General features: G+C 40.8%; 19 protein-coding genes. 13 read left to right on the top strand and 6 right to left on the bottom strand.

The genetic code is table 11. From position 1 onward, the window contains the following. Window positions 1-1,758 (top strand): LPXTG cell wall anchor domain-containing protein (locus QM865_RS03545; RefSeq protein ID WP_414306020.1); only part of this gene is annotated, 1,758 nt, incomplete at its 5' end. Between the two features lie 113 nt (window positions 1,759-1,871). Here the strand turns inward: QM865_RS03545 and QM865_RS03540 are convergent. Further along, on the bottom strand, window positions 1,872-3,968 hold the full coding sequence (locus tag QM865_RS03540; protein WP_414306019.1) for a GH92 family glycosyl hydrolase: 2,097 nt from the start codon (window positions 3,966-3,968) through the stop codon (window positions 1,872-1,874). Window positions 3,969-4,138: 170 nt separating this feature from the next. Between QM865_RS03540 and QM865_RS03535 the strand changes: the two genes are divergently transcribed. The 12 genes from QM865_RS03535 to QM865_RS03480 all read left to right on the top strand — a co-directional run bounded on the left by QM865_RS03535 (window position 4,139) and on the right by QM865_RS03480 (window position 19,061). Then, window positions 4,139-5,419, top strand: coding sequence for a glycoside hydrolase family 125 protein (locus QM865_RS03535; RefSeq protein WP_414306018.1), 1,281 nt, complete (start codon window positions 4,139-4,141; stop codon window positions 5,417-5,419). Between the two features lie 98 nt (window positions 5,420-5,517). Then, on the top strand, window positions 5,518-8,163 hold the full coding sequence (locus QM865_RS03530; RefSeq protein ID WP_414306017.1) for an alpha-mannosidase: 2,646 nt from the start codon (window positions 5,518-5,520) through the stop codon (window positions 8,161-8,163). Window positions 8,164-8,246: 83 nt separating this feature from the next. Beyond that, a complete protein-coding gene (locus QM865_RS03525; protein WP_414306021.1) occupies window positions 8,247-9,116 on the top strand; it encodes an ROK family protein in 870 nt (289 codons plus the stop codon). After that, window positions 9,110-10,990: a beta-N-acetylhexosaminidase gene (locus QM865_RS03520; protein WP_414306016.1), complete on the top strand. Its 1,881-nt coding sequence runs from the start codon at window positions 9,110-9,112 to the stop codon at window positions 10,988-10,990. Before QM865_RS03525 ends, QM865_RS03520 begins: the two co-directional genes overlap by 7 nt. A gap of 210 nt (window positions 10,991-11,200) precedes the next feature. Continuing rightward, complete coding sequence (locus QM865_RS03515) at window positions 11,201-12,130, top strand: ABC transporter permease (RefSeq protein ID WP_414306015.1); 930 nt, start codon at window positions 11,201-11,203, stop codon at window positions 12,128-12,130. A gap of 13 nt (window positions 12,131-12,143) precedes the next feature. Then, a complete protein-coding gene (locus QM865_RS03510; RefSeq protein WP_000818351.1) occupies window positions 12,144-13,067 on the top strand; it encodes a carbohydrate ABC transporter permease in 924 nt (307 codons plus the stop codon). A gap of 256 nt (window positions 13,068-13,323) precedes the next feature. Then, window positions 13,324-14,805: an ABC transporter substrate-binding protein gene (locus tag QM865_RS03505; RefSeq protein WP_414306014.1), complete on the top strand. Its 1,482-nt coding sequence runs from the start codon at window positions 13,324-13,326 to the stop codon at window positions 14,803-14,805. Between the two features lie 236 nt (window positions 14,806-15,041). Then, entirely contained in the window at window positions 15,042-15,728 is a 687-nt protein-coding gene (locus QM865_RS03500) for a lysostaphin resistance A-like protein (RefSeq protein WP_414306013.1), read from the top strand. Window positions 15,729-15,784: 56 nt separating this feature from the next. Continuing rightward, entirely contained in the window at window positions 15,785-16,081 is a 297-nt protein-coding gene (locus QM865_RS03495; protein WP_414306012.1) for a bacteriocin immunity protein, read from the top strand. Between the two features lie 131 nt (window positions 16,082-16,212). Further along, window positions 16,213-17,199: a rhodanese-related sulfurtransferase gene (locus QM865_RS03490; protein ID WP_265528702.1), complete on the top strand. Its 987-nt coding sequence runs from the start codon at window positions 16,213-16,215 to the stop codon at window positions 17,197-17,199. Between the two features lie 330 nt (window positions 17,200-17,529). Beyond that, window positions 17,530-17,946 (top strand): hypothetical protein, encoded by a 417-nt coding sequence (locus QM865_RS03485; RefSeq protein WP_265528703.1) that lies wholly within the window; start codon window positions 17,530-17,532, stop codon window positions 17,944-17,946. Between the two features lie 254 nt (window positions 17,947-18,200). Next, complete coding sequence (locus QM865_RS03480) at window positions 18,201-19,061, top strand: DUF4299 family protein (protein ID WP_265476535.1); 861 nt, start codon at window positions 18,201-18,203, stop codon at window positions 19,059-19,061. Between the two features lie 223 nt (window positions 19,062-19,284). On the opposite strand, the gene QM865_RS03475 is transcribed toward QM865_RS03480, so the two are convergent. The 5 genes from QM865_RS03475 to QM865_RS03455 all read right to left on the bottom strand — a co-directional run bounded on the left by QM865_RS03475 (window position 19,285) and on the right by QM865_RS03455 (window position 25,222). Then, the gene (locus tag QM865_RS03475; protein ID WP_414306011.1) at window positions 19,285-20,349 is read right to left on the bottom strand and encodes a DUF6574 domain-containing protein; all 1,065 of its coding nucleotides are present in this window, start codon (window positions 20,347-20,349) and stop codon (window positions 19,285-19,287) included. Window positions 20,350-20,411: 62 nt separating this feature from the next. Beyond that, window positions 20,412-21,323 (bottom strand): DUF4097 domain-containing protein, encoded by a 912-nt coding sequence (locus tag QM865_RS03470; protein ID WP_414306010.1) that lies wholly within the window; start codon window positions 21,321-21,323, stop codon window positions 20,412-20,414. Further along, window positions 21,316-21,909, bottom strand: coding sequence for a DUF1700 domain-containing protein (locus QM865_RS03465; protein ID WP_000198702.1), 594 nt, complete (start codon window positions 21,907-21,909; stop codon window positions 21,316-21,318). The genes QM865_RS03470 and QM865_RS03465 overlap by 8 nt, the downstream gene beginning before the upstream one ends. After that, entirely contained in the window at window positions 21,896-22,222 is a 327-nt protein-coding gene (locus QM865_RS03460) for a PadR family transcriptional regulator (protein WP_138700130.1), read from the bottom strand. The genes QM865_RS03465 and QM865_RS03460 overlap by 14 nt, the downstream gene beginning before the upstream one ends. A 162-nt stretch (window positions 22,223-22,384) precedes the next feature. Continuing rightward, the gene (locus QM865_RS03455) at window positions 22,385-25,222 is read right to left on the bottom strand and encodes a DUF2971 domain-containing protein (RefSeq protein WP_414306009.1); all 2,838 of its coding nucleotides are present in this window, start codon (window positions 25,220-25,222) and stop codon (window positions 22,385-22,387) included. Between the last annotated feature and the right edge of the window lie 164 nt (window positions 25,223-25,386).

Below are 25,386 nucleotides of genomic sequence, written 5' to 3'. Positions count from 1 at the left end.
GTAGTAGCAAATCCAGAAAAACTTACAGACGCTGAGAAGAAAGCGATCGAAGATAAAGTTAAGGCTGTAAATCCAGATGCAACAGTAGTTGTAGATGATAAAGGAAATGCGACAGTCACAACTCCAGAAGGTAAGACAGCTGTAATTCCAGCAGCAGACGTAACTAAGTCAGCAGCAGATGCAGGTAAAGCAAATGCAGGAAATGCAGTAAACACACCAGCAGCTAAGGTAGAAGTTAAAGATCCAGCCAAATTAACAGATGAAGAAAAAGCAAAAGTTAAGAAAGCAATTGAGGCAGTCAACCCAGGATCTAAAGTTGTAGTAGACGATAAAGGAAACGCAACAGTAACAACACCAGAAGGAAATACAGCCGTAATTCCAGCAGCAGACGTAACTAAGTCAGCAGCAGATGCAGGTAAAGCAAATGCAGGAAATGCAGTAAACACACCAGCAGCTAAGACAGTAGTTAAAGATCCAGCTAACTTAACAGACGCTGAGAAGAAAGCGATCGAAGATAAAGTTAAAGCAGTAAACCCAGGATCTAAAGTTGTAGTAGACGATAAAGGAAACGCAACAGTAACAACACCAGAAGGAAATACAGCCGTAATTCCAGCAGCAGACGTAACTAAGTCAGCAGCAGATGCAGGTAAAGCAAATGCAGGAAATGCAGTAAACACACCAGCAGCTAAGGTAGAAGTTAAAGATCCAGCTAACTTAACAGACGCTGAGAAGAAAGCGATCGAAGATAAAGTTAAAGCAGTAAACCCAGGATCTAAAGTTGTAGTAGACGATAAAGGAAACGCAACAGTAACAACACCAGAAGGCAAAACAGCAACAATTCCAGCAACAGACTTAACTAAGTCAGCATCAGACGCAGGTAAAGCAAATGCAGGAAATGGAGCAAATACACCAGCAACTAAGACAGTAGTTAAAGATCCAGCTAACTTAACAGATGAAGAAAAAGCAAAAGTTAAGAAAGCAGTAGAGGATGTAAACCCAGGATCAACTGTAGTAGTAAATGATAAAGGTGATGTAATCGTTACTAAAGGTGATGGAACAGTATTAGTAATCCCAGAACTTGACTTAGTAATTCCAGAAGATAAATTAACTGATCCAACTCAACAAAATGGTGTAAATACACCAGCAACTAGAGTGTTAGTTGGAGATAAAGCTAAATTAACAGCTGATGAAATTGAAAAAGTTAAAGAATCAATTAAAGCAGTCAACCCAGGATCAACTGTAGTAGTAGACGAAAACGGAAATGCGACAGTAACAACTCCAGAAGGTAAGACAGCAACAATTCCAGCAGCTCAATTAGTTAAAGATGCTAAAGATGTTGCAGCTAAGAACAATGGTGAAAACATCAACGTTGACTTCGAAAAAGAAACAGTAGCAGACTTCAATAACTTAACAGATGCAGAAAAAGAAGCTGCAAAAGCTAAGATTAAAGGATCAAATGCTGATGTAGTAGAAGTTATCTTCGACAAAGCAGGAAACGCAACTGTAATTACTAAAGATGGTAAAGTTTACACAATCGTAGCTAAAGATATCTTTAAACAACGTCCTTCTGCAGACAATGGAAGTTCAGCTAATGCTGGTCAAACAGCATCAGCACAAGCAAATGCGCGTAAAGTAGCTCAAGAATTGCCAAATACAGGTACAGCAGATTCTACTGTAGCTATGGTAGCAGCTGCCGCAAGTGCATTACTTGGTCTTGGTCTTGCAGGCCGTCGTCGTAAAGAAGACGAAGAAGCTTAATTGGTAGATTGTTTGATAAACATCAGATGATAAATCCGATTTTCAAAGCTTAAGCAAGTACCTCTCATAAGAAAATCTCCTAGCAGGAAAGTCTGCTAGGAGATTTTTGTATTTCAGGAAGTGGACGGCTGACTTGGTAACCAGCTGAGGGTGAAGGTTAGCTGATCAGCTTTTAGGAGGTCTTGGTGTTGAATAGTTGATACTAGAGTTGTGTCCAGTCGGCATTCTTTGACAAAGTTAAAATGGTTGTGGTTTTGCTCAGTATGAATATCTAGCCATTTATCTTCTTTAGCGAGATAGATTCGGAGGTGGTCAAAGAGAGGGATTCCGAGATCATAGCTTGGTTTTCCTGGACAGGTCGGATAAAAACCGAGAGCTGACCAGATGTACCAAGCAGAGAGACTACCATTGTCTTCATCGCCAGGATAGGCTTGCCAGCTTGGATGAAAGGCTTTCTGACGGAGAGTCTTGATGAGAAGGGCAGTGTAGTCAGGGTAGTTGCTGTAACGGAAGAGATAAGGAATATGGAAGCTCGGTTGGTTTGAAATAGCGAGTTGTCCAAAAGGAGCAGTAGCCATTTCGCTCATTTCGTGAATCTCGTAACCATAGCCTGTTGTCTCAAAGAGGGGGGCCTCCTGACAAGTCTTCAAAAGATAGTTGCTAAAGGCTTCTTTTCCACCCATAAGCTGGATTAAGTATGGGATGTCGTGGAGGACACCTAAAGTCGCTTGAATGGCAGAGCATTCAGCGTAGTCTCGTCCCCAACTATAGGGAGAGAAGTCAGGACGGAAGTTTCCTTGATTGTCTCGCGCTCGCATGTAACCTGTCTCAGCATCAAATAGATGGCGGTAATTTTGTGACGCAGTTCTATAAGTTTCCGCGATGTCATTCTGACCAAGTTTTTTGGCACAGCTGGAGATACAAAAGTCGCTATAGGCATAGTCAAGAGTGTGACTGACACTTTCGTGGTGGTCGGTAGAGAGATAACCTAATTCTTGGTATTGGGCTAGTCCGTGGCGACCATTGATGCCGAGAGGGTCGGACTTGGTGGCTGTCTCCAGCATGGCTTGGAGGAGTTCTTTCTCTAAATCTGGAGCCATGTCCTTGCAGGCGCTATCTGCGATAATGCCATCTAGCAGGGTACCTGGCATCATGCCCCGTTCATCTGGAGCCAGCCATTTTGGAAGGAAACCAGTATCGCGGTAGCTATTGAGAAAACCTTCTAAAAAGAGACGATAATGCTCCGGTATGATAAGGGCAAAGAGGGGGAAGGTGGTGCGGAAGGTATCCCAGAAACCATTGTTGCTGAAGAGAACACCAGGCTTGATAGTTCCAGTAGCCAGATCCTTGTGGATGGCTTGCCCTGATTCGTCAACCTCATAAAAAGTCTGAGGAAAGAGGAAGAGTCTGTAGAGGCAGTGGTCAAAAAAGGTTCGGTCAGCCTCTCCTGTCTCTATAACATCAAAACGATGGAGGAGATTTTCCCAGTCCGCTTGGGCATTTGCTTTACAGCTATCAAAATCTTCTTGAGGTAGATTAAGCAGTGCTTGAGTAGGAGAGATGAAAGAAGTCGCTAGCTGAATTTCAGCATGGCTACTTGCTAAGTCAATTCGCCAGTCTTCACCTTCTTGGCTGATAGCAAGAATATCCGTATTCATTTGCAGGGATGTGAACAGTATCAGTGGATTTTTGTTGGTTTCAGTTTTTCCTTCTTGTCGCAGGGCAAGAGTTCGCTTATCTACTTGCTCCACGGTCAGCTCATCTGCTGTGTGAAGATAGAGGGAGAGGGCTTTGCCTTGCCTTTGCTCCAAACGAATAGAAGCACCGTAGCAAGTCGGTGTGAGCTGGCTTTCAATCTGATAGCGCAGGGAGAAAATCTTCAGATAATGAGGTTGGAAAGAGGCCTTATCTATGTCATAAGAAGACTGACGATGGAAGAGGCTGTCTCTACCCAGTTGGCCTGTGACAGGTGTCAGAAGGAGCCAAGAGTAGTCACCAATCCAAGGACTGGGCTGGTGGGTTAATCGAATCCCCTGAAAGATAGGCAGATGCGGATCGAAAAACCAAGAGCCCTCCTGGTCACTGGTCTGGGGTACAAAGTAATTCATCCCAAAAGGCACGCCTGTGTATGGCAGGGTATTTCCCCGAGAAAAGGCATGCTTGCTGGCAGTTCCAAAGCGGGTATCGATGGTTTCAAGTAGTGGTTTCATAGTCTTTCCTTTAGCTGTTTTTCTACATTATATCAGAAAAAGAGGGCCTTTAGAAAAGGAGTTTTAAAGATAACTATTTTGTAGAAAAATGACTATCATTTGTGTATGTATTTTCTGTCTCAAAAGCTATATACTGAAAATGAAACTTGTTTGAAAGAGGATACTGCACGATGATTTATTCAAAAGAAATTGTTAGAGAATGGCTAGATGAAGTAGCAGAGCGGGCTAAGGACCATCCAGAGTGGGTGGATGTCTTTGAGCGTTGCTATACAGACACCTTGGACAATACGGTTGAAATCCTAGAAGATGGTTCAACCTTTGTACTCACTGGTGATATTCCTGCTATGTGGCTTCGAGATTCGACAGCCCAACTCAGACCCTATCTGCATGTGGCTAAAAGAGATGCCCTCCTGCGTCAGACTATTGCAGGTTTGGTCAAACGTCAGATGGCCTTGGTACTCAAAGATCCCTATGCCAATTCCTTTAACATCGAGGAAAACTGGAAGGGTCACCATGAGACAGACCATACTGACCTTAATGGCTGGATTTGGGAACGCAAGTATGAGGTGGACTCACTTTGCTATCCTTTGCAGCTGGCTTATCTCCTCTGGAAAGAGACTGGCGATACTAGTCAGTTTGATGAGACTTTTGTCGCAGCGACTAAGGAAATTCTTCATCTGTGGACGGTGGAACAAGACCACACCAACTCTCCTTATCGTTTTGTCCGAGATACGGACCGCAAGGAAGACACCTTGGTAAATGATGGCTTTGGACCTGATTTTGCAGTGACAGGTATGACTTGGTCAGCCTTTCGTCCGAGCGATGACTGCTGTCAGTATAGTTACTTGATTCCGTCCAATATGTTTGCTGTAGTAGTCTTGGGTTATGTGCAAGAAATCTTTGCAGCATTAAACCTAGCTGATAGCCAGAGTGTTATCACAGACGCTAAGCGTCTCCAGTCTGAAATCCAAGAAGGAATAGAAAACTACGCTTACACCACCAACAGCAAGGGCGAAAAGATTTATGCCTTTGAAGTGGATGGTTTGGGAAATGCTAGCCTCATGGATGATCCAAACGTACCAAGTCTGCTGGCTGCACCTTATCTGGGCTACTGTTCAGTCGATGATGAAGTTTATCAAGCCACTCGTCGTACCATTCTGAGCCCGGAAAATCCATATTTCTACCAAGGAGAATACGCTAGCGGTCTCGGAAGTTCTCATACCTTCTATCGCTATATCTGGCCAATCGCTCTGTCTATACAAGGTTTGACAACAAGAGATAAGGCAGAGAAGAAATTCTTGCTGGATCAGCTGGTTGCTTGCGATGGTGGTACAGGTGTTATGCATGAAAGCTTCCACGTAGATGATCCGACCCTCTACTCACGTGAATGGTTCTCTTGGGCCAATATGATGTTCTGTGAGTTGGTCTTGGATTACTTGGATATTCGCTAAGAAACAAGCTTTAGCGCAACTGATTCTTGGAAAGAATCACAAATTTACATTTAAAACGTTAACAATAAAAATTTAAATTTAGAATGAGGTTTTACTTCATGGAAAATGTTGTCGTACATATTATCTCACATAGTCACTGGGATCGTGAGTGGTACTTGCCTTTTGAAAGCCACCGTATGCAGTTGGTGGAATTATTTGACAATCTCTTTGATCTCTTTGAAAATGACCCTGAGTTCAAGAGCTTCCACTTGGATGGTCAAACCATTGTCCTTGACGACTACTTGCAAATTCGCCCTGAAAATCGTGACAAAGTTCAACGCTACATTGACGAAGGAAAATTGAAAATTGGTCCCTTTTACATTTTGCAGGATGACTACTTGATTTCAAGTGAAGCCAACGTCCGCAATACCTTGATTGGTCAAGCAGAATGTGCAAAATGGGGCAAATCAACCCAGATTGGTTACTTCCCAGATACCTTTGGAAATATGGGACAAGCGCCTCAAATCCTTCAAAAATCAGGCATTCACGTGGCAGCCTTCGGTCGTGGTGTGAAACCGATTGGATTTGACAACCAAGTCCTCGAAGATGAGCAGTTTACTTCCCAGTTTTCAGAAATGTACTGGCAGGGTGCGGACGGAAGTCGTGTCCTCGGCATCCTCTTTGCCAACTGGTATAGTAATGGGAATGAAATTCCAGTTGATAAAGACGAGGCCTTGACCTTCTGGAAACAAAAACTGGCAGACGTGCGTGACTACGCTTCGACCAACCAGTGGTTGATGATGAACGGCTGTGACCATCAGCCTGTGCAGAAAAATCTGAGTGAAGCCATTCGTGTGGCAAATGAACTCTTCCCAGATGTAACCTTTGTTCATAGTTCTTTTGATGAATATGTCCAAGCTGTGGAAAGTGCCCTACCAGAGCAATTATCAACGGTTACAGGTGAGTTGACCAGTCAGGAAACAGACGGCTGGTACACACTTGCCAACACTTCTTCATCTCGTATTTATCTCAAACAAGCCTTCCAAGAAAATAGCAACCTCCTAGAGCAAGTTGTAGAACCCTTGACAATTATCACTGGGGGCCACAACCACAAGGACCAGTTGACCTATGCTTGGAAAACTCTTTTGCAGAATGCGCCACATGATAGTATCTGTGGCTGTAGCGTGGACGAAGTTCACCGCGAGATGGAAATTCGTTTTGCCAAGGTCAACCAAGTCGGAAACTTTGTTAAGACCAATCTTCTCAACGAGTGGAAGGGCAAAATCGCTACAGCTAAGGCTCAAAGTGATTATCTCTTTACTGTCATTAACACAGGCTTGCATGATAAGGTTGATACTGTCAGCACAGTGATTGATGTGGCGACTTGTGATTTCAAGGAATTGCACCCAACAGAAGGATACAAGAAGATGGCTGCTCTTACCTTGCCAAGTTACCGTGTGGAGGACTTGGATGGGCGTCCTGTAGAGGCTAAAATCGAGGATCTTGGGGCTAATTTTGAGTATGATTTACCAAAAGACAAGTTCCGCCAAGCTCGTATCGCTCGACAAGTGCGCGTGACTATTCCAGTTCACCTAGCGCCGCTTTCTTGGACAACCTTCCAATTGCTGGCAGGAGAACAAGAACACCGCGACGGTATTTACCAAAACGGAGTGATTGCTACCCCATTTGTAACGGTGAGTGTGGATGACACTATCACAGTTTATGACAAGACAACTCACGAAGCCTATGAAGATTTTATCCGCTTCGAAGACCGTGGGGATATCGGAAACGAGTATATCTATTTCCAACCAAAAGGAACAGAGCCAATCTATGCAGAGCTTAAGGGCTACGAGGTCTTGGAAAACACAGCTCGCTACGCTAAGATTTTGCTTAAACATGAATTGACCGTGCCTGTCAGTGCGGATGAAAAGCTAGAAGAAGAGCAAAAAGGTATCATCGAGTTTATGAAGCGTGAAGCTGGACGTTCAGAAGAATTGACAAGCATTCCTCTGGAAACTGAGATGACTGTCTTCGTTGATAATCCACAAATCCGTTGCAAGATTCGCTTTACTAACACTGCCAAAGACCATCGTATCCGTCTCTTGGTCAAGACTCATAACACGCGTCCAAGCAATGATTCTGAAAGCATCTATGAGGTGGTAACACGACCAAACAAACCAGCTGCTTCATGGGAAAATCCTGAAAATCCTCAACACCAACAAGCCTTTGTTAGTTTGTATGACGATGAAAAAGGTGTGACTGTATCCAACAAGGGATTGAATGAATACGAAATCCTTGGAGACGACACCATTGCAGTGACTATTTTGCGTGCCTCAGGTGAGCTAGGTGACTGGGGTTACTTCCCAACACCAGAAGCACAATGCTTGCGTGAGTTTGAAGTCGAGTTTGCGCTTGAATGCCACCAAGCCCAAGAACGCTTCTCAGCCTATCGTCGTGCTAAAGCCTTGCAGACACCATTTACCAGCCTTCAGCTTGCTAAACAAGAAGGAAGCGTGGTTGCGACTGGTAGCCTCTTGAGCCATTCTGTTCTCAGCATACCGCAAATCTGTCCAACAGCCTTTAAGGTAGCTGAAAATGAAGAAGGTTATGTGCTTCGTTACTACAATATGTGTAGTGAAAATGTGCGTGTACCAGAAAGTCAACATCTCTTCCTTGACCTACTTGAACGACCATACCCAGTTCATAGAGGTCTCATTTCACCACAAGAGATTCGTACAGAATTCATCAAAAAAGAAGAAATTTAATTTCAAAAAGTAAACATAAAAAGAAAGGAGGGGCGAAAAGGTAAGAACTAACTGCTGATTCGCCCCTTTTTATGGTAAAAACAATGACCATTGCAACGATTGATATCGGAGGGACTGGGATTAAGTTTGCAAGTCTGACTCCTGATGGGAAAATATTGGATAAGACAAGTATCCCAACACCAGAAAACTTAGAGGATTTAATAGCTTGGCTAGACCAACGCTTGTCAGAACAAGATTATAGTGGGATTGCGATGAGTGTTCCAGGTGCGGTCAATCAAGAAACTGGTGTGATTGATGGCTTCAGTGCGGTGCCCTACATCCACGGCTTTTCTTGGTATGAGGCGCTTAGCTCTTATCAGATTCCTGTCCATCTGGAAAATGATGCCAACTGCGTTGGACTCAGTGAATTACTGGCCCATCCAGAACTTGAAAATGCAGCCTGTGTCGTGATTGGGACTGGGATTGGCGGAGCCATGATTATCAACGGTAGACTTCACCGAGGACGCCATGGCTTGGGTGGAGAATTTGGCTACATGACCACCCTTGCTCCTGCCGAAAAGCTCAACAACTGGTCGCAACTAGCGTCAACTGGAAATATGGTACGCTACGTGATTGAAAAATCTGGTCAGACTGATTGGGACGGTCGCAAGATTTACCAAGAGGCCGAAGCAGGAAATGCCCTTTGTCAAGAAGCCATTGAGCGCATGAACCGTAATCTGGCGCAAGGCTTGCTCAATATTCAGTATCTCATCGACCCAGATGTCATTAGCCTGGGAGGCTCTATCAGTCAAAATCCAGATTTTATCCAAGGTGTCAAGGAAGCTGTAGATAACTTTGTCGAGACCTACGAAGAATACACGGTCGCACCAGTCATCCAAGCCTGCACCTATCATGCAGATGCTAATCTCTACGGTGCCCTTGTCAACTGGCTACAGGAGGAAAACCAATGGTAAGATTTACAGGAATTAGTGACAAACAAGCGCAAGCTATTGAAGTATTAAAAAAACACATTTTTCTACCAGATGTAGAGGTAGCTGTCGCTCAGTCTGACAAAGCCTCTATCTCTATCAAGGGTGAGGGTGGCCACTATCAACTAACTTACCGCAAACCCCACCAACTCTATCGTGCCTTGTCCTTGTTGGCAACAGTTATAGCAGAAGGTGACAAGGTAGAGATTGAAGAACAAGCGGCTTATGAAGATTTAGCCTACATGGCTGACTGTTCGCGAAATGCGGTGCTGAATGTGGCTTCTGCCAAGCAGATGATTGAGGTCTTGGCTCTCATGGGCTACTCAACCTTTGAGCTCTACATGGAAGATACCTACCAGATTGAAGGGCAGCCTTACTTTGGCTATTTCCGTGGAGCCTACTCAGCTGAGGAATTGCAGGAAGTCGAAACCTATGCCCAGCAGTTTGACATGACCTTTGTGCCTTGCATCCAGACCTTGGCCCACTTGTCAGCCTTCGTCAAATGGGGTGTCAAAGAAGTCCAGGAGCTCCGTGATGTGGAGGATATTCTTCTCATTGGCGAAGAAAAGGTCTATAACCTGATTGATGGCATGTTTGCTACTCTATCTAAACTACAAACTCGCAAGGTCAATATCGGGATGGACGAAGCCCACTTGGTTGGTTTGGGACGCTACTTGATTCTGAACGGTGTTGTGGATCGTAGTCTCCTCATGTGCCAACACTTGGAGCGCGTGTTGGATATTGCTGACAAATATAGTTTCCACTGCCAGATGTGGAGCGATATGTTCTTTAAACTTATGTCAGCAGATGGCCAGTACGACCGTGATGTGGAAATTCCAGAAGAAACTCGTGTCTACCTAGACCGTCTCAAAGACCGAGTGACTTTGGTTTACTGGGACTATTATCAGGATAGCGAGGAGAAATACAATCGCAACTTCCGCAACCATCACAAGATTAGCCATGACCTTGCCTTTGCAGGGGGAGCTTGGAAGTGGATTGGTTTCACACCCAACAACCATTTCAGCCATCTCATCGCTCTTGAAGCCAATAAAGCCTGTCGTGCCAATGACATCAAAGAAGTCATTGTAACAGGTTGGGGGGATAATGGTGGTGAAACAGCCCAATTCTCTATCCTACCAAGCTTGCAAATCTGGGCAGAACTCAGCTACCGCAATGACCTAGACCGTTTGTCTGCTCACTTCCAGACCAATACAGGTTTATCGGTTGAAGATTTTATGCATATTGACCTTGCTAATCTCTTACCAGACCTACCAGGTAATCTCAGCGGTATCAATCCCAACCGCTATGTCTTTTATCAGGATGTTCTCTGTCCGATTCTTGACCGACACATGACACCTGAACAGGATAAGCCACACTTCGCTCAGGCTGCTGAGACGCTTGCTGACATTAAAGAAAAAGCAGGAAATTATGCTTACCTCTTTGAAACTCAGGCCCAGTTGAATGCTATTTTAAGTAGCAAAGTGGATGTGGGAAGACGCATTCGTCAGGCCTATAAAATAAACGATAAGGAAAGTCTGCAAGAAATCGCAAGACAAGAATTACCAGAACTCAGAAGCCAAATTGAAGACTTCCATGCCCTCTTTAGCCATCAATGGTTGAAGGAAAACAAGGTCTTTGGCTTGGATACGGTTGACATCCGTATGGGCGGACTCTTGCAACGCATCAAGCGAGCAGAAAGTCGTATAGAGGCTTATCTGGCAGGTCAGCTTGACCGCATCGACGAGTTAGAAGTGGAAATCTTACCATTTACTGACTTCTACGCAAACAAGAACTTCGCAGCGACAACAGCCAACCAGTGGCATACTATTGCGACAGCTTCAACCATTTACACGACCTAAAAACAAGAACACTGTGCTCTTACTCAGAGTGTTTCTCGTGAAACATCCCTTTCTTAAAAAAGTACTCCACATAAAATAATTTGTGGAGTTTTTTCTATAATTAGTAGTTTAACCTAACCTGCAAATAGGAGTATACTAATAATGTAATCGTTATCAAAAGTCTAAAAAGGAATTTTTAGACGGATATCAAAATAAAAAAGGGAGGAAATTATGAATAAGTTTTCAAAAACCTTGAGAGACAACTGGATCTTTCTCTTGATGGTTTTACCAGGGGCACTCTGGTTGATTCTATTCTTCTACATTCCAGTATTTGGGAACGTGGTTGCCTTCAAAGACTACCACATGACCAGTAATGGTTTCATAGATAGTATCATGAATAGTAAATGGGTCGGACTCGATAATTTCAGATTCTTATTTAGTTCAAAAGACGCCTTTATTATCACACGAAATACTGTCCTCTACAATCTCGGCTTTATCTTTATTGGTTTGATTGTATCTGTAGGAATTGCCATCATCCTCAGTGAACTCCGTTCTAAGAGAATGGTTAAGATCTTCCAAACTTCTATGTTGTTCCCTTACTTCTTGTCTTGGGTTATCATCAGTTTCTTTACAGATGCCTTCCTAAACATTGATAAAGGGGTCTTCAACCATTTATTGGAAACTCTTGGTCTCAAAGAAATCAATTTCTACGCTGACTTAGGCATCTGGCCATATCTCCTACTTTTCCTAGGTATCTGGAAAGGCTTTGGATATAGCAGTGTCATGTACTATGCGACAATCATGGGAATTGATCCAACCTACTACGAAGCAGCAACAGTGGACGGGGCTAGCAAATGGCAACGAATTCGCAATGTAACCATTCCGCAGTTGACACCATTGGTAACCGTATTGACCATCCTTGCAGTCGGAAATATCTTCCGTGCAGACTTCGGTCTCTTCTACCAAATCCCACACAATGCTGGTCAGCTTTACAACGTAACCAACGTCTTGGATGTTTATGTCTATAACGGATTGACTCAGACAGCGGATATCGGGATGGCTTCAGCGGCAGGTCTCTACCAATCAGTAGTCGGTTTGCTTTTGGTTATCCTATCAAACTTACTTGCAAGACGAGTTGATCCAAACTCAGCCTTGTTCTAGAAAGGAGGAGAATATGGCAGAAAAGAAAATTAAAAAAGAAAAAATTGATAATGTCGGCATTCACTCCTTCAGTAAGAAAGCAGATATCTTCTTCAGTACCATTTCTGGTTTGATTGCCCTCTCTTGTATCCTACCCTTTGTCTTCGTTATCGTTATTTCGGTGACAGATGAAAAGAGTATCCTCCAAAATGGATATAGCTTCTTCCCATCCCAATTTGGCCTAGACGGTTTTGAGTTCTTGGCACAGTTTAAGGATAAAATTCTCCAAGCCCTCTTCATCTCAGTCTTTGTAACAGTGGTGGGGACTATCACAAACGTTTTTATCACAACAACCTATGCCTACGCCATCTCACGGACAACCTTTAAGTATCGCAGATTCTTTACGATTTTTGCCCTTCTTAGTATGTTGTTCAACGCTGGTTTGGTACCGGGCTATATCGTGGTCACTCGTTTGCTTCAACTTGGTGATACAGTTTGGGCCTTGATTGTTCCAATGCTTCTCTCACCATTTAACATCATCTTGATGCGTTCCTTCTTTAAGAAGACCATCCCAGAAGCCATTCTTGAATCCGCTCGTATAGATGGTGCCAGTGAAGCCCGAATCTTCTTCCAAATCTGTTTGCCATTGTCACTACCAGGTATCGCAACCATCACGCTCTTAACAGCTCTTGGTTTCTGGAATGACTGGTTCAACGCCCTTCTTTATATCAAGAGTGACAACTTGTATCCATTGCAATATTTGCTTATGCAAATCCAACAAAATATGGACTACATCGCCAAAGCAGTCGGCCTATCTGGTCAACTGGGAGTTGCTCTTCCAAAAGAAACAGGACGTATGGCCATGGTTGTGGTCGCAACCCTTCCAATCGCGATTTTATATCCATTCTTCCAACGCTACTTTGTAAAAGGTTTGACTATCGGTGGTGTGAAAGAATAGTACTTGTTGAGAAATACTATTTCTCAGTTCCTAACTTCCCTTGTGTGAAGTTAATACTCTTCGAAAATCAAATTCAAACCGCGTCAACGTCGCCTTGCCGTAGGTATGATTACTGACTTCGTCAGTTTCATCTACAACCTCAAAACAGTGTTTTGAGCAGCCTGCGGCTAGTTTCCTAGTTTGCTCTTTGATTTTCATTGAGTATAAGATCATTACATTGTTTATAAGTTTAAAAATAAAAAAAGGAGTTTTTGTCATGAAAAACTGGAAAAAATATGCTTTTGCATCTGCTAGTGTAGTCGCTTTGGCTGCTGGTCTCGCTGCTTGTGGAAACCTTTCAGGTAACAAAAAGGCTGCTGACTCAGCTTCAGGTGATAAGACTGTTATCAAAATGTACCAAATTGGTGACAAACCAGATAACTTGGATGAATTGCTAGAAAATGCTAACAAAATCATCGGTGAAAAAGTTGGTGCTAAATTGGATATCCAATACCTTGGATGGGGTGACTATGATAAGAAAATGTCTGTTATCACATCATCTGGTGAAAACTATGATATCGCATTTGCATCTAACTATGTTGTAAATGCTCAAAAAGGTGCCTATGCTGACTTGACAGAATTGTACAAAAAAGAAGGTAAAGACCTTTACAAAGCACTTGATCCAGCTTACATCAAAGGTAACAGCATTAACGGTAAAATTTACGCAGTTCCAGTTGCAGCCAACGTTGCATCATCTCAAAACTTCGCCTTCAACGGAACTCTTCTTGCTAAATACGGTATCGATATTTCAGGTGTCACTTCATATGAAACACTTGAACCAGTCTTGAAACAAATCAAAGAAAAAGCTCCAGATGTAGTGCCATTTGCGGTTACTAAGAACTTCATCCCATCTGATAACTTTGACTACCCAGTTCCAAATGGACTTCCATTCGTTATCGACCTTGAAGGAGATACTACTAAGATTGTAAACCGTTATGAAGTGCCTCGTTTCAAAGAACACTTGAAGACTCTCCACAAATTCTATGAAGCTGGCTACATTCCAAAAGACGTAGCAACAAGCGATACTTCATTTGAACTTCAACAAGATACTTGGTTCGTTCGTGAAGAAACAGTAGGACCAGCTGACTACGGTAACAGCTTGCTTTCACGTGTTGCGAATAAAGATATTCAAATCAAACCAATTACTAACTTCATCAAGAAAAACCAAACAACACAAGTTGCTAACTTTGTTATCTCAAACAACTCTAAGAACAAAGAAAAATCAATGGAAGTGTTGAACCTCTTGAACACTAACCCAGAACTCTTGAATGGTCTTGTTTATGGTCCAGAAGGCAAGAACTGGGAAAAAATTGCAGGTAAAGAAAATCGTGTACGCGTCCTTGATGGCTACAAAGGAAACACTCACATGGGTGGATGGAACACTGGTAACAACTGGATCCTGTACATCAACGAAAACGTTACAGATCAACAAATCGAAGATTCTAAGAAACAATTGGCTGAAGCTAAAGAATCTCCAGCGCTTGGATTCATCTTTAACACTGACAATGTGAAATCTGAAATCTCAGCTATCTCTAACACAATGCAACAATTCGATACAGCTATCAACACTGGTACTGTAGACCCAGATAAAGCTATTCCAGAATTGATGGAAAAATTGAAATCTGAAGGTGCCTACGAAAAAGTATTGAACGAAATGCAAAAACAATACGACGAATTTTTGAAAAATAAAAAATCATAAGATCAATTGATTTCGTGTATTCATTCCTAATTCCTAAAAATTGAATCACTGTTTTCCTCAGACTTATCTGGGGAAGGCAGTGATTTTTTGAAATAAAGACATAGCTATTCCTGTTCTCTCATTTTTCTTATTTTAACCATTTAGGAAATATCAAGCACTATTTAGGATTTAGAGCAAGAATTTGAGGAAATATGGCTTATATTAGAGATGTTCCGAGTTTACAAAGGAGGGATCACATGAAAAAGTATCAGCTTCTCTTCAAAATAAGTGCTGTCTTGTCTTACCTATTTTTTGTATTTGGACTTTCTCAGCTGACCCTTATCATTCAAAACTATTGGCAATTTTCTTCTCAGGTAGGAAATTTTTTCTGGATTCGAAATATCTTGAGTTTGCTATTTAGCGGAGTCATGATTTGGATTCTGTTTAAGACAGGCCACGGCTATCTCTTTCGCATTCCAAGAAAAAAATGGCTTTGGTTTTTGATTTTGACAGTATTAGTGGTAGTGCTCCAGATCTCTTTTAACGTTCAGACAGCTAAACATGTTCAGTCAACTGCTGAAGGTTGGGCCGTATTGATCGGTTATAGTGGGACCAACTTTGCCGAGTTCGGTATCTATATAACTCTGTTCTTTCTAGTGCCACTGATGGAAGAGTTAATCTATAGAGGATTACTTCAACACGCCTTCTTTAAACATTCGCGATTTGGCCTTGATTTGCTTCTTCCGTCAATTTTATTTGCTCTTCCTCATTTTTCAAGCCTGCCTAGTTTGTTAGATATCTTCATCTTTGCAACATCTGGCATCATCTTTGCCGGTTTGACCCGCTATACCAAGAGCATTTATCCATCCTATGCGGTGCATGTGATTAATAATATTGTAGCAACCTTACCATTTCTGCTGACTTTTTTACATAGGGTGTGGTAAAATACTGGCACGAGGGTTAGGAATGATCGTTTTTTAATTTAAGGAGGAAAATAAGAATGACACCATTAAAATGGTTTGCCGGAGGCAGTGAAAGACGTTGTGAAGCCATGACTATCATAGATAACCTACTGGAAGGTATAAACAATACGCCTCAACTTGCTCCTTTGAAAAATCAGTTAGTGATTTATAAAAGACGATTAAAGGACGATGGGACCTCGACTCCATTTGTTTTGAGTCAAATGAATGTTGACATCTCACGTGTGTTGATTGAAAATAAGCTGACTTTGTCAGAAAGTCAAGCTGAGCAAATCAAAAAATTGAGAGAATTGTCGGCGATTCGCTATGGTTACTGATGAAGTGCAGGGACAGGCCACCTTCTAAAATTTCCAGTCAAATAAATTGCATTCGTTTTCTTAAGCAGGTATACTAGTATAGATAAATAAAAAATTTAGAAAATTTAAGAATAGAAAAGAGAACAAATCTTATGGCAAAAGATATTCGTGTCTTACTTTACTACCTTTATACTCCAATTGAAAATGCAGAGCAATTTGCTGCAGACCACTTGGCTTTCTGTAAATCAATCGGCCTTAAAGGCCGTATCCTAGTCGCTGACGAGGGAATTAACGGAACAGTTTCAGGGGATTATGAAACAACTCAAAAATACATGGACTACGTTCACAGCCTCCCAGGCATGGAAGACCTCTGGTTCAAGATTGACGAAGAAAATGAACAAGCCTTCAAGAAGATGTTTGTTCGCTACAAGAAAGAAATTGTCCACCTTGGTTTGGAAGACAACGACTTTGACAACGACATCAACCCACTTGAAACAACAGGTGCCTACTTGTCTCCAAAAGAGTTCAAAGAAGCCCTTCTTGACGAAGATACTGTTGTCCTTGACACACGTAATGATTACGAGTACGACCTAGGACATTTCCGTGGGGCTATCCGCCCAGATATCCGCAACTTCCGTGAGTTGCCACAGTGGGTTCGTGACAACAAAGAAAAATTCATGGACAAGCGTGTCGTGGTTTACTGTACAGGTGGCGTTCGCTGTGAGAAATTCTCAGGCTGGATGGTCCGTGAAGGCTACAAAGATGTCGGCCAATTGCACGGAGGAATCGCAACTTACGGTAAAGACCCAGAAGTCCAAGGGGAGCTTTGGGATGGAAAAATGTACGTCTTTGACGAGCGTATCGCCGTAGATGTCAACCATGTCAACCCAACCATCGTAGGGAAAGACTGGTTTGATGGAACACCATGTGAACGTTATGTCAACTGTGGAAATCCATTCTGTAACCGTCGTATCTTGACATCAGAAGAAAATGAAGACAAGTACCTTCGTGGATGCTCACATGAGTGCCGTGTTCACCCACGTAACCGCTATGTTTCGGAAAATGAATTGACACAAGCTGAAGTAATCGAGCGCCTAGCCACTATCGGTGAAAGCTTGGATCAAGTAGCTACTGTATAAGATCAAGGCTGGGACAAAAAGATTTTGATTTTACGAATTCTTTATTATAAATTTTTAAAATCGATAGATTAGACAAAAAAGCGAACAAAAAGAGTATTCTGAGTGTCAGAAAACTCTTTTTGTCCGCTTTTTATATTTAAGGTTAGACTTTTCTCCCAGCTTCTATTGTAATGATAACATGCTCTAGTCTAATACAGTTTCAAATAGCAAACCAGAAACACAATTTTTGTTATAAAAATTAAATTTAATAAAAAACTTAAAGTTTTTAATTGACATGTAAGTTTCTCTGTGGTATCATATACTTAAATAATATGAATGGAGATGATTTATATGGCTACAAATCCTATGAAGGATAAAACACTTATACTAAAAATTTCTGAAACTCAAGATTTATCTTTAGATGATCTCTTGACCAGAGCAAAGGGGGAGTGGAAAATTGCACCAGATTACAGTGAGGACGTCCAGCGAGTCCTAATAGTCTCTACTGGAGAGGATTCTGGGAAAATCATAGCAACAGCTAAGCTATGGACTGATGATTATCGTCGAAGTTACACTGTTAAGTATTACCGAACTTTAACCCAGACTCCTGATGGGGAAACTGTTAGAACTACAAGAAAAATAACGTTTGATACCATGACTCTAACAGAAGATGCTGAACAACTTGTTGGGAAATCGATCCATCCTTTAGGTGGGCGGGCAACTGCTTTCTGCAAGCCATTTGAGGAAGTTCAAAAATACCTACATTAAGAGTTTGGGACAAAAAGATTTCAATTTTTGAAAATCTTAATTATTGAGTTCTTCTAATCTAAAATTAAATGTGAAAAGCGAATAAAGCAGAATTCTGATTGCCAGAAAACTAGTTTTGTTTGCTTTTTATATTTGAGGTCGGACTCTTGTCCCAGCCTCTTCTATGCTTTTTACTCAAAAATCTAAAGTTTGTTTCTGTATCTTTCAGAAAAATAGGGTATACTATATGTAAACGATTTCAAAGGAGTCCAGTTATGACGAAAACATTTTTTATTCCAAATAAACAGAGCATTTTAGGAGAACAGGAAATTTTGACTGCCAAGTCTATCTTGGCCTTGGTAGATGGTTTGGAGTCACATAGCTATGATGCTGTCTATCTCCGTCAGCCTCTTAATCGTCTCGAGTATATCGAGTGTGCGATAGTGGGGCAATCACAATTTCTCTTTAAGGTCAGTTATGCTGATGGTCAAAAGGCCTATCGTGTCGATCTTCCTGACCTACTCACAAAGACAGACTGGCAGATTATCAAAGCATTTTTAGATGCCCTGCTTGCTTACACAGGAACTGAGATTGAGGGGCTCGATGGTTTTGACTTTGAAGCTTATTTCCGAGCAAGTATTCAAGCCTATCTAGCAGACACTGTAGCCCGTTTTACGATTTGCCAAGGAATTTTTAATCCTGTTTTCTTTGGTCATGAGGACTTGAAAAGCTTTTTAGAGGAAGATGGCTTGGCTCAATTTGAAGCGCGTGTGCGTGCGGTTCAAGAGACAGATGCCTACTTTGCAAGAGTTTCCTTCTATCAGGATGGAGAAGGGCAAGTGCATGGTGTTTACCATCTAGCTCAAGGAGTCAAGACAGTGTTACCGAGAGAACCATTTGTTCCTGCAGCCTATATTGAGCAATTGCTGGATAAGGAAGTCCAGTGGGAAATTGACTTGGTTCAAATCACAGGAGATGGCTCTAAACCAGAAGACTATGAAGCCATTGCTCGCTTGGGCTATGCAAAATTCCTAGAGTCACTACCATCAGCATCTTACCACCAACTAGATGCTAATCAATTAGAAGTACAACCCATCCTAGGACAAGATTTTAAAACATTAGCACAAGAAAAGTAAAGCAGAAGCAGGTCAATCGACTTGCTTTTTGGCATAGAAAAAATCCTGCCATGAAAGACAGGATTGCTACTCAATGAAAATCAAAGAGCAAACTAGGAAGCTAGCCGCAGGCTGCTCAAAACACTGTTTTGAGGTTGTAGATAAGACTGACAAAGTCAGGAACATATATCTACGGTAAGGCGAAGCTGACGTGGTTTGAAGAGATTTTCGAAGAGTATGAAGTTTAAAGAAAGGCCAAGATACGGAGATAATCTCCAATCAGTGCCACTTCAGCTACAAAGAAGAGGAGGATAATGACTCCGTTCACAAGGACAGACAAGAATAATTGATAGAAGGAGTCGGTTTCACTTGCTTGACTTGGTCTTGTAATGATATGGAGACTGGCAAGCAGAATGATTCCAATGCTAATCACACACAAGAGAGCTGTAAATCGTAGGCTGTCAAAGAAGGCAAAGAAACTAGCAATAGCAGTGAGGAAGATTGGAATTGCCAAGAGTTGACTATATTGTTGGAGAACCTTTTCTAGCGTCCAGTCTTTTTCCTGGTGGATAAATCGTCTCACAACGAAACTACCCAAGAGGAATGAAAAGAAGAAGAGTGTTGTTGCTACTAGGATAGAGATAATCGAAAAGAGATTTAATGAAGCAAATTGTTCAGGGAAGTGATTATGCATAGTTGCTATATGTCCATAGTAAGCATGTTTGATGTGGTAGATACTAAAGAAAAAGGAAGATGCAGAAAACAGAATGAGCAAGAGAAAGGCTGTGTAGCTGTGTGTGCTACTTGTTTCAAGCTTGCTTGTAGGAGATTTGAGAGCCTCCACTAGCCAAGACCAAAAATCAAGTACTTGCTCTTTCCATCTATCCGTAGATTTTGGAGCTTGGTCGGGAATATAAGGACTTTCTAAGGATTGACTGATAAGAAGTGGCTCTTTCGTGGTTGCTTTTTGCTGAGGAAGTGCTTCTTGACTCTCTTCAGCTATAGTGACTTTTTCTGTTTCTTTAGAAAGGTCTTGCTCTTCCTCAGCAGAATCTAATGCTTTCTTTTCTTCTATTTCTGTTCTCGCTTCACCGTTTTCAGGCGTTTCAATTTTCTCTTCTTGCTGGCTTTCCAGTTCGACTTTAGCTTGAGAGACTTCCTCCTCTACTTGAGTATTTTTTTCAATTGGTGTATCGAGATCGGCTATCCTTTCTTCAGCCTTGTCTGCAACATCTTGGGCTTGTTCATCAGGCTTGTTCTTGCTTGTTCTTTTTACAAAATCATTACTTTCAAACCATTCTTGTTTCATGGTAGAACCTCCTTTTTAGTTAGATAAATATGCTTCCATAGTAGCAAATGTAAGCGCTTTTGTCAACGCCTGTTTGGTATGGATACTAGAGTGATATCATCATCAGCTCTCGCAATGAGTTGATCCTTGACATCAGCTTTTTCAGTTTTGTAAGGGTTACTTAATTCTGTGTATTTTGATCCAGGTTTTTCTCTTGTTGCTTGTAAGATAGAACCATAGTTACTTGAGATATCCCAATTAATTCGTTGGCTTTCTTTTTGCGTCAGAGTGATTGAGAGATGGTCTTTAGAAGTTAATTCTACCTTGCCGTGAACTTGGATATTTTCAGCGTGGACGTGATGTTCTGTTGATTCTAGCTGACTATCTGTAAGGTCTGTATCAAAGATATTAACGATATTGGGCGTTGTGAGTTTACTGTTTTTGATACGACTTCCTTCAATTCGGAGGATATAGCTGTTTGTATGGAGAGTTGCATTTTCAAGGCTAGCATTTATGATGGTAGTTTGTCCACGATTGGTTGACACGTTGATCCCTTTTAGACTTCTTCCTTTTGGCAATTGGAGAATAACTTCTTCAAAACGACGAGAGTAGCTGCTTGCGATATGGAGAATCCCGCCAATTCCAGAAGAGAGAAATGGACTTTCAGACAGTTTCTTATCAGTGAGGCTCAGCGTTTTATCGTTCTGATTTGTGATAAGATCATGGTGAGCAGAAAGAGATGGATGGTAAGAAATGTGGATTTGATCATCGAAAGAGTCTGTGATGGTCAGTGCGTGTTGATGGAGAGTAATCTCTAGGTTTTCGACTTCCTTGCCAAAGGTCAACTCTTCCATCCGACTATCATAGACAGGCTCCTTGGACATGGCAAGCAGACTCTTAATCCCGTCAGATTGGATTCCTACAAAGAGCAGGATAAAGCCGATAATGGTAGTCACCACACCAAAAATGAGAAATCCTTTTGTCAATTTACGCATGCTGGTCACCTCTCTTTCCTTTTTTGAGAACAAATTGTACCAGGCGAACAATGAGTAGACCGAAGAAGCGGGCTACATAGGAAATACCTAGTAAGACTAGTGAAGAAGCACCGATAGCCAGTAAACCAGCACCAAAAATCAAGATAAAGGCTGATTTGGCTTGGGCGAGGACAGTGAAACTTTCAACTAAAAATAGGAATCCGCCGATGATACCAAGTATGGAAACCGCAAAGAAAGCCAAGATGACAGTAAAGGCTGCCACAAGGATTGCGAACAGGGTCACGAGGATGGCGATTCCCAGAGGAATACCGATGGGTGCTGCAAGGAGGGCTAACAAGGCGACATGCAAAATTTGTCGGTTATTCTTTTGTGCGGGTGCTTCATTGATTTTTTTATCGAGAAGATTGGAGAGAACTTCGTGGGCCGCTTCTTTGGGAGTTCCCAAGCTAGCGATGAGTTCTTCCTCTCCTTCGACTCCAGCATCGTCAAAGAGTTCCCTGAAATAGTCCATGGCTTCAATTTGGTCAGCCTGAGGCAGTTTTTTGAGATAAAGTTCTAGCTGAGTCAGGTATTCAGTTCTTGTCATGGCGGATACTCCCTTCTATGATGCCATTGATGGTGTCTGTATAGAGTGTCCATTCATCTTTTAGGGTCACGAGCTGTTCTATACCACCATTTGTCAAGGAGTAGTATTTGCGCATGCGACCTTGGAACTCTCTAGAATAGGTTGTCAGAAAGCTATTGCCCTCCAATTTTTTTAGGATAGGATAGAGTGTAGATTCTTTGATATTAGCGATCAGCTTAATGGTCTGGCTAATCTCATAACCATAAGAATCACCCTGCTCCAGTACGGCCAAGATGAGAAATTCAATCAAGGCAGAGGATGTTGGAAAGTACATGGGGAACCTCCTTTTCTAATGTGTAAGATTTTTATATATAATTTTTCTACACATACATTGTACATCTAAAAGAAAGCCCTGTCAAGAGAAATGTGTAAAATTTTTATATATAAAAAAACTCCTAGGAAAAACTAGAAGTTTAGAGGATTGTTTGTGAGAATATTATCTGAATTTTATCGAAGATTTCTCATACTTAATTTCCTCATCTAAGAGTTTTAATAGGGGAGTCACGTACTCAGGATTTTGAAACTTAGGACCAAAAATGACCTTCTCAATTTGAATTGGGTTTTCCCGTTCTACATAAAGTTTGCCTATCCCAGAGGTTTTATCAATTTTGATTTTATCATTACTTGGGTCTAGATTAGCATAGCGTAAGATACGAAGTTCGTTTTCATATTTATAATCTACAGATTTAAATAAGTAACGAATTTCTTCGATACATTCAGAGATGGCATTTTTATAAAAGGGATCATTTTCATCCAAATTTTCATCCAACTTTTGTTTTAAATGATTTATAGATTCATCTAATTTTTTTATTTCATCATCATCAAAGAGTTCGGATTTCTCTAGTTCAAAATCTTTACCCGTATTAATATAGGCTATTCTATATAGATAATCAATGCTTCCTTTAGAAACATTGTCTTTTTGCTCAGATTTTAGTTGGGTTCCATCCCTATTAATAGAATTGGTTGAATCATTATTCTCTAATTTATTCAGAGGACTTTTGAAATCACTACTTGATTCAGATATTGCAACTTCACTCTTATTTTCAGATTCTAGTAGTAGTGTTTCTTTACGCCATGACACATCATTGAAAGAAGTGAATCTTGAAAAATCATCTTCCTTAAGCACTAGACAAACACCTTGAGCATTATCTCCGTACTGGGACCACATGGCCAAATCATCCGTTTTGTTTGTAAAACTCATTAAAAACCAAGAGCTTGGTTCCAAGATGTCTCGCCTATCTAAGCCCAATATCTGTTCTATGACGATTCCTTCTTCAGGATCATTCATATAATTAGCATTATACAATCGAGTTTTCCCAGATACCGAAAAAGTACTTTTCTTCTTTTCATTCTCCTCTTGATTTAACATATCTTGATCTAACGTATCTTGATCTAACATAATTTGGAGAATACTTCCTTTAGTGTAATGACCAAATTGAAGCTTCTTATTATCTTCTTTCAAACCAAGTTTAAATTTGATTTCTTGAACGATCCTATAGATATCTATTAGTTGATTGAGTTTGTTTTTATCTTTGTCATCTTTATAGTATTCAATCCAACCGTTTAAAATATCATATTTTGTATTTAAAACTAGTTTACGGCCTGAAGCAAGTTTAAGGTTTAAAGCACGAATTAGTAATTCTCTGTCCGTGTTAATATTAGAATTTAAACACAGCTTATCTAAAACTTTTGTGAGACTAGTAGTTGGAATCTTATCTGTATCTAATTTTATATCATGGTTGTTTTGTAGTATTTCCACTAGAATATTAAGAATTTCAACGCTAGAGAAATTTTTTAGGATATCTAATATTATATTAACTGTATTCTCTATTTGCTCGATATCATCTTTCAGCTTTGAAAGATTGAAAAGGGCATTGGCATAATCTAAAGAAATGTCCTCAGAATGTTTGAAAAGCTCAAAGATTTCTTTGACAGAATTAACAGTGTTTATTCGCTCCTCAACATTTTCTTGTATAGCTGATAAATTGACTAGAACGATACTATAAAGTGATGCAATGTCTTCAGACTGTTTGAAGCGGTCAAAAATTTCTTTGACAGAATTAACAGTGTTCCAACGCTCCTCAATATTCACTTGTTCAACCGACAAATAGCCCAGAGCAAAAGCATAACGTAAAGCAATGGTTTCAGATTGATTGAAGCGGTCAAAAATTTCTTTGACAGAATTAGCAGTGTTCCAACGCTCCTTAACACTTTTTTGTTTGCGTGACATATAGACTAAAGCCTTAGCATATTGTAAAGCAATGGTTTCAGATTGATTGAAACGGTCAAAAATTTCTTTGACAGAATTAGCAGTGTTCCAACATTCCTTAACACTTTTTTGTTTGCGTGACATATAGACTAAAGCCTTAGCATATTGTAAAGCAATGGTTTCAGATTGATTGAAGCGGTCAAAAATTTCTTTGACAGAATTAGCAGTGTTCCAACGCTCCTCAACATTTTCTTGTATAGCTGATAAATTGACTAGAACGATACTATAAAGTGATGCAATGTCTTCAGACTGTTTGAAGCGGTCAAAAATTTCTTTGACAGAATTAACAGTGTTCCAACGCTCCTCAATATTCACTTGTTCAACCGACAAATAGCCCAGAGCAAAAGCATAACGTAAAGCAATGGTTTCAGATTGATTGAAGCGGTCAAAAATTTCTTTGACAGAATTAGCAGTGTTCCAACGCTCCTCAACATTTTCTTGTTTTTCTGACAAATTGACTAAAGCCATAGCATAACGTAAGGCAATACTTTCCGAGTGCTTAAAGGTCTCAAAAATTTGTTCGATTTCATTGGTAGTGTTCAGTAAATCCTCAACATTTTCTTGTATAGCTGACAAATTGACTAAAACCATAGCATATTGTAAAGCAATGGTTTCAGAATGATTGAAGCGGTCAACAATTTGTTTGACAGAATTAACAGTGTTCCAACGCTCCTCAACATTTTCTTGTTTTGCTGATAAATTGACTAAAGCCATAGCATAATGTAAAGCAATGGTTTCAGAATGATTGAAGCAATCAACAATTTGTTTGACAGAATTAGCAGTGTTCCAACGCTCCTCAACATTTTTTTGTTCAACTGACAAATTGACTAAAATCCTAGCATATCGTAACGCTATCTCTTCAGATTCTGGAAATTGCTCATAAATTATTTTTGCTTTTTCAGCTAGAGATTCACAGGTATCCTTATTTGTCTCTTTAGCCGATAAGTCAAGGAGCTTACCTAACTCTGCTATACTTTGTTTTAAATTGTATTTCTGTTCATCCATACTATGCCCTCACTTTGAAATAGTAATTATTGCTAGTTAAAACTAATCTGCCCTTTCGTTTCATAATTAGTTTTTACATATTTTATTATATCAAAAACCACATCCTTCTCCTAGTATATGTATGATGATTTTTAGATATATACTCATACAAAAAAACCAGACTC

Source organism: Streptococcus mitis (assembly GCF_047462815.1).
In the GTDB taxonomy this organism is placed as follows: Bacteria; Bacillota; Bacilli; order Lactobacillales; family Streptococcaceae; genus Streptococcus; species Streptococcus mitis_DO.
This window is presented reverse-complemented; position numbering and strand designations above follow the sequence as displayed.

Coding starts and splice junctions, on each gene's coding strand:
- QM865_RS03455 (WP_414306009.1), bottom strand. CDS start 25,222: ATGGATGAACAGAAATACAATTTAAAACAAAGTATAGCAGAGTTAGGT.
- QM865_RS03480 (WP_265476535.1), top strand. CDS start 18,201: ATGACGAAAACATTTTTTATTCCAAATAAACAGAGCATTTTAGGAGAA.
- QM865_RS03475 (WP_414306011.1), bottom strand. CDS start 20,349: ATGAAACAAGAATGGTTTGAAAGTAATGATTTTGTAAAAAGAACAAGC.
- QM865_RS03495 (WP_414306012.1), top strand. CDS start 15,785: ATGACACCATTAAAATGGTTTGCCGGAGGCAGTGAAAGACGTTGTGAA.
- QM865_RS03470 (WP_414306010.1), bottom strand. CDS start 21,323: ATGCGTAAATTGACAAAAGGATTTCTCATTTTTGGTGTGGTGACTACC.
- QM865_RS03525 (WP_414306021.1), top strand. CDS start 8,247: ATGACCATTGCAACGATTGATATCGGAGGGACTGGGATTAAGTTTGCA.
- QM865_RS03535 (WP_414306018.1), top strand. CDS start 4,139: ATGATTTATTCAAAAGAAATTGTTAGAGAATGGCTAGATGAAGTAGCA.
- QM865_RS03505 (WP_414306014.1), top strand. CDS start 13,324: ATGAAAAACTGGAAAAAATATGCTTTTGCATCTGCTAGTGTAGTCGCT.
- QM865_RS03460 (WP_138700130.1), bottom strand. CDS start 22,222: ATGTACTTTCCAACATCCTCTGCCTTGATTGAATTTCTCATCTTGGCC.
- QM865_RS03510 (WP_000818351.1), top strand. CDS start 12,144: ATGGCAGAAAAGAAAATTAAAAAAGAAAAAATTGATAATGTCGGCATT.
- QM865_RS03530 (WP_414306017.1), top strand. CDS start 5,518: ATGGAAAATGTTGTCGTACATATTATCTCACATAGTCACTGGGATCGT.
- QM865_RS03520 (WP_414306016.1), top strand. CDS start 9,110: ATGGTAAGATTTACAGGAATTAGTGACAAACAAGCGCAAGCTATTGAA.
- QM865_RS03490 (WP_265528702.1), top strand. CDS start 16,213: ATGGCAAAAGATATTCGTGTCTTACTTTACTACCTTTATACTCCAATT.
- QM865_RS03465 (WP_000198702.1), bottom strand. CDS start 21,909: ATGACAAGAACTGAATACCTGACTCAGCTAGAACTTTATCTCAAAAAA.
- QM865_RS03540 (WP_414306019.1), bottom strand. CDS start 3,968: ATGAAACCACTACTTGAAACCATCGATACCCGCTTTGGAACTGCCAGC.
- QM865_RS03500 (WP_414306013.1), top strand. CDS start 15,042: ATGAAAAAGTATCAGCTTCTCTTCAAAATAAGTGCTGTCTTGTCTTAC.
- QM865_RS03485 (WP_265528703.1), top strand. CDS start 17,530: ATGGCTACAAATCCTATGAAGGATAAAACACTTATACTAAAAATTTCT.
- QM865_RS03515 (WP_414306015.1), top strand. CDS start 11,201: ATGAATAAGTTTTCAAAAACCTTGAGAGACAACTGGATCTTTCTCTTG.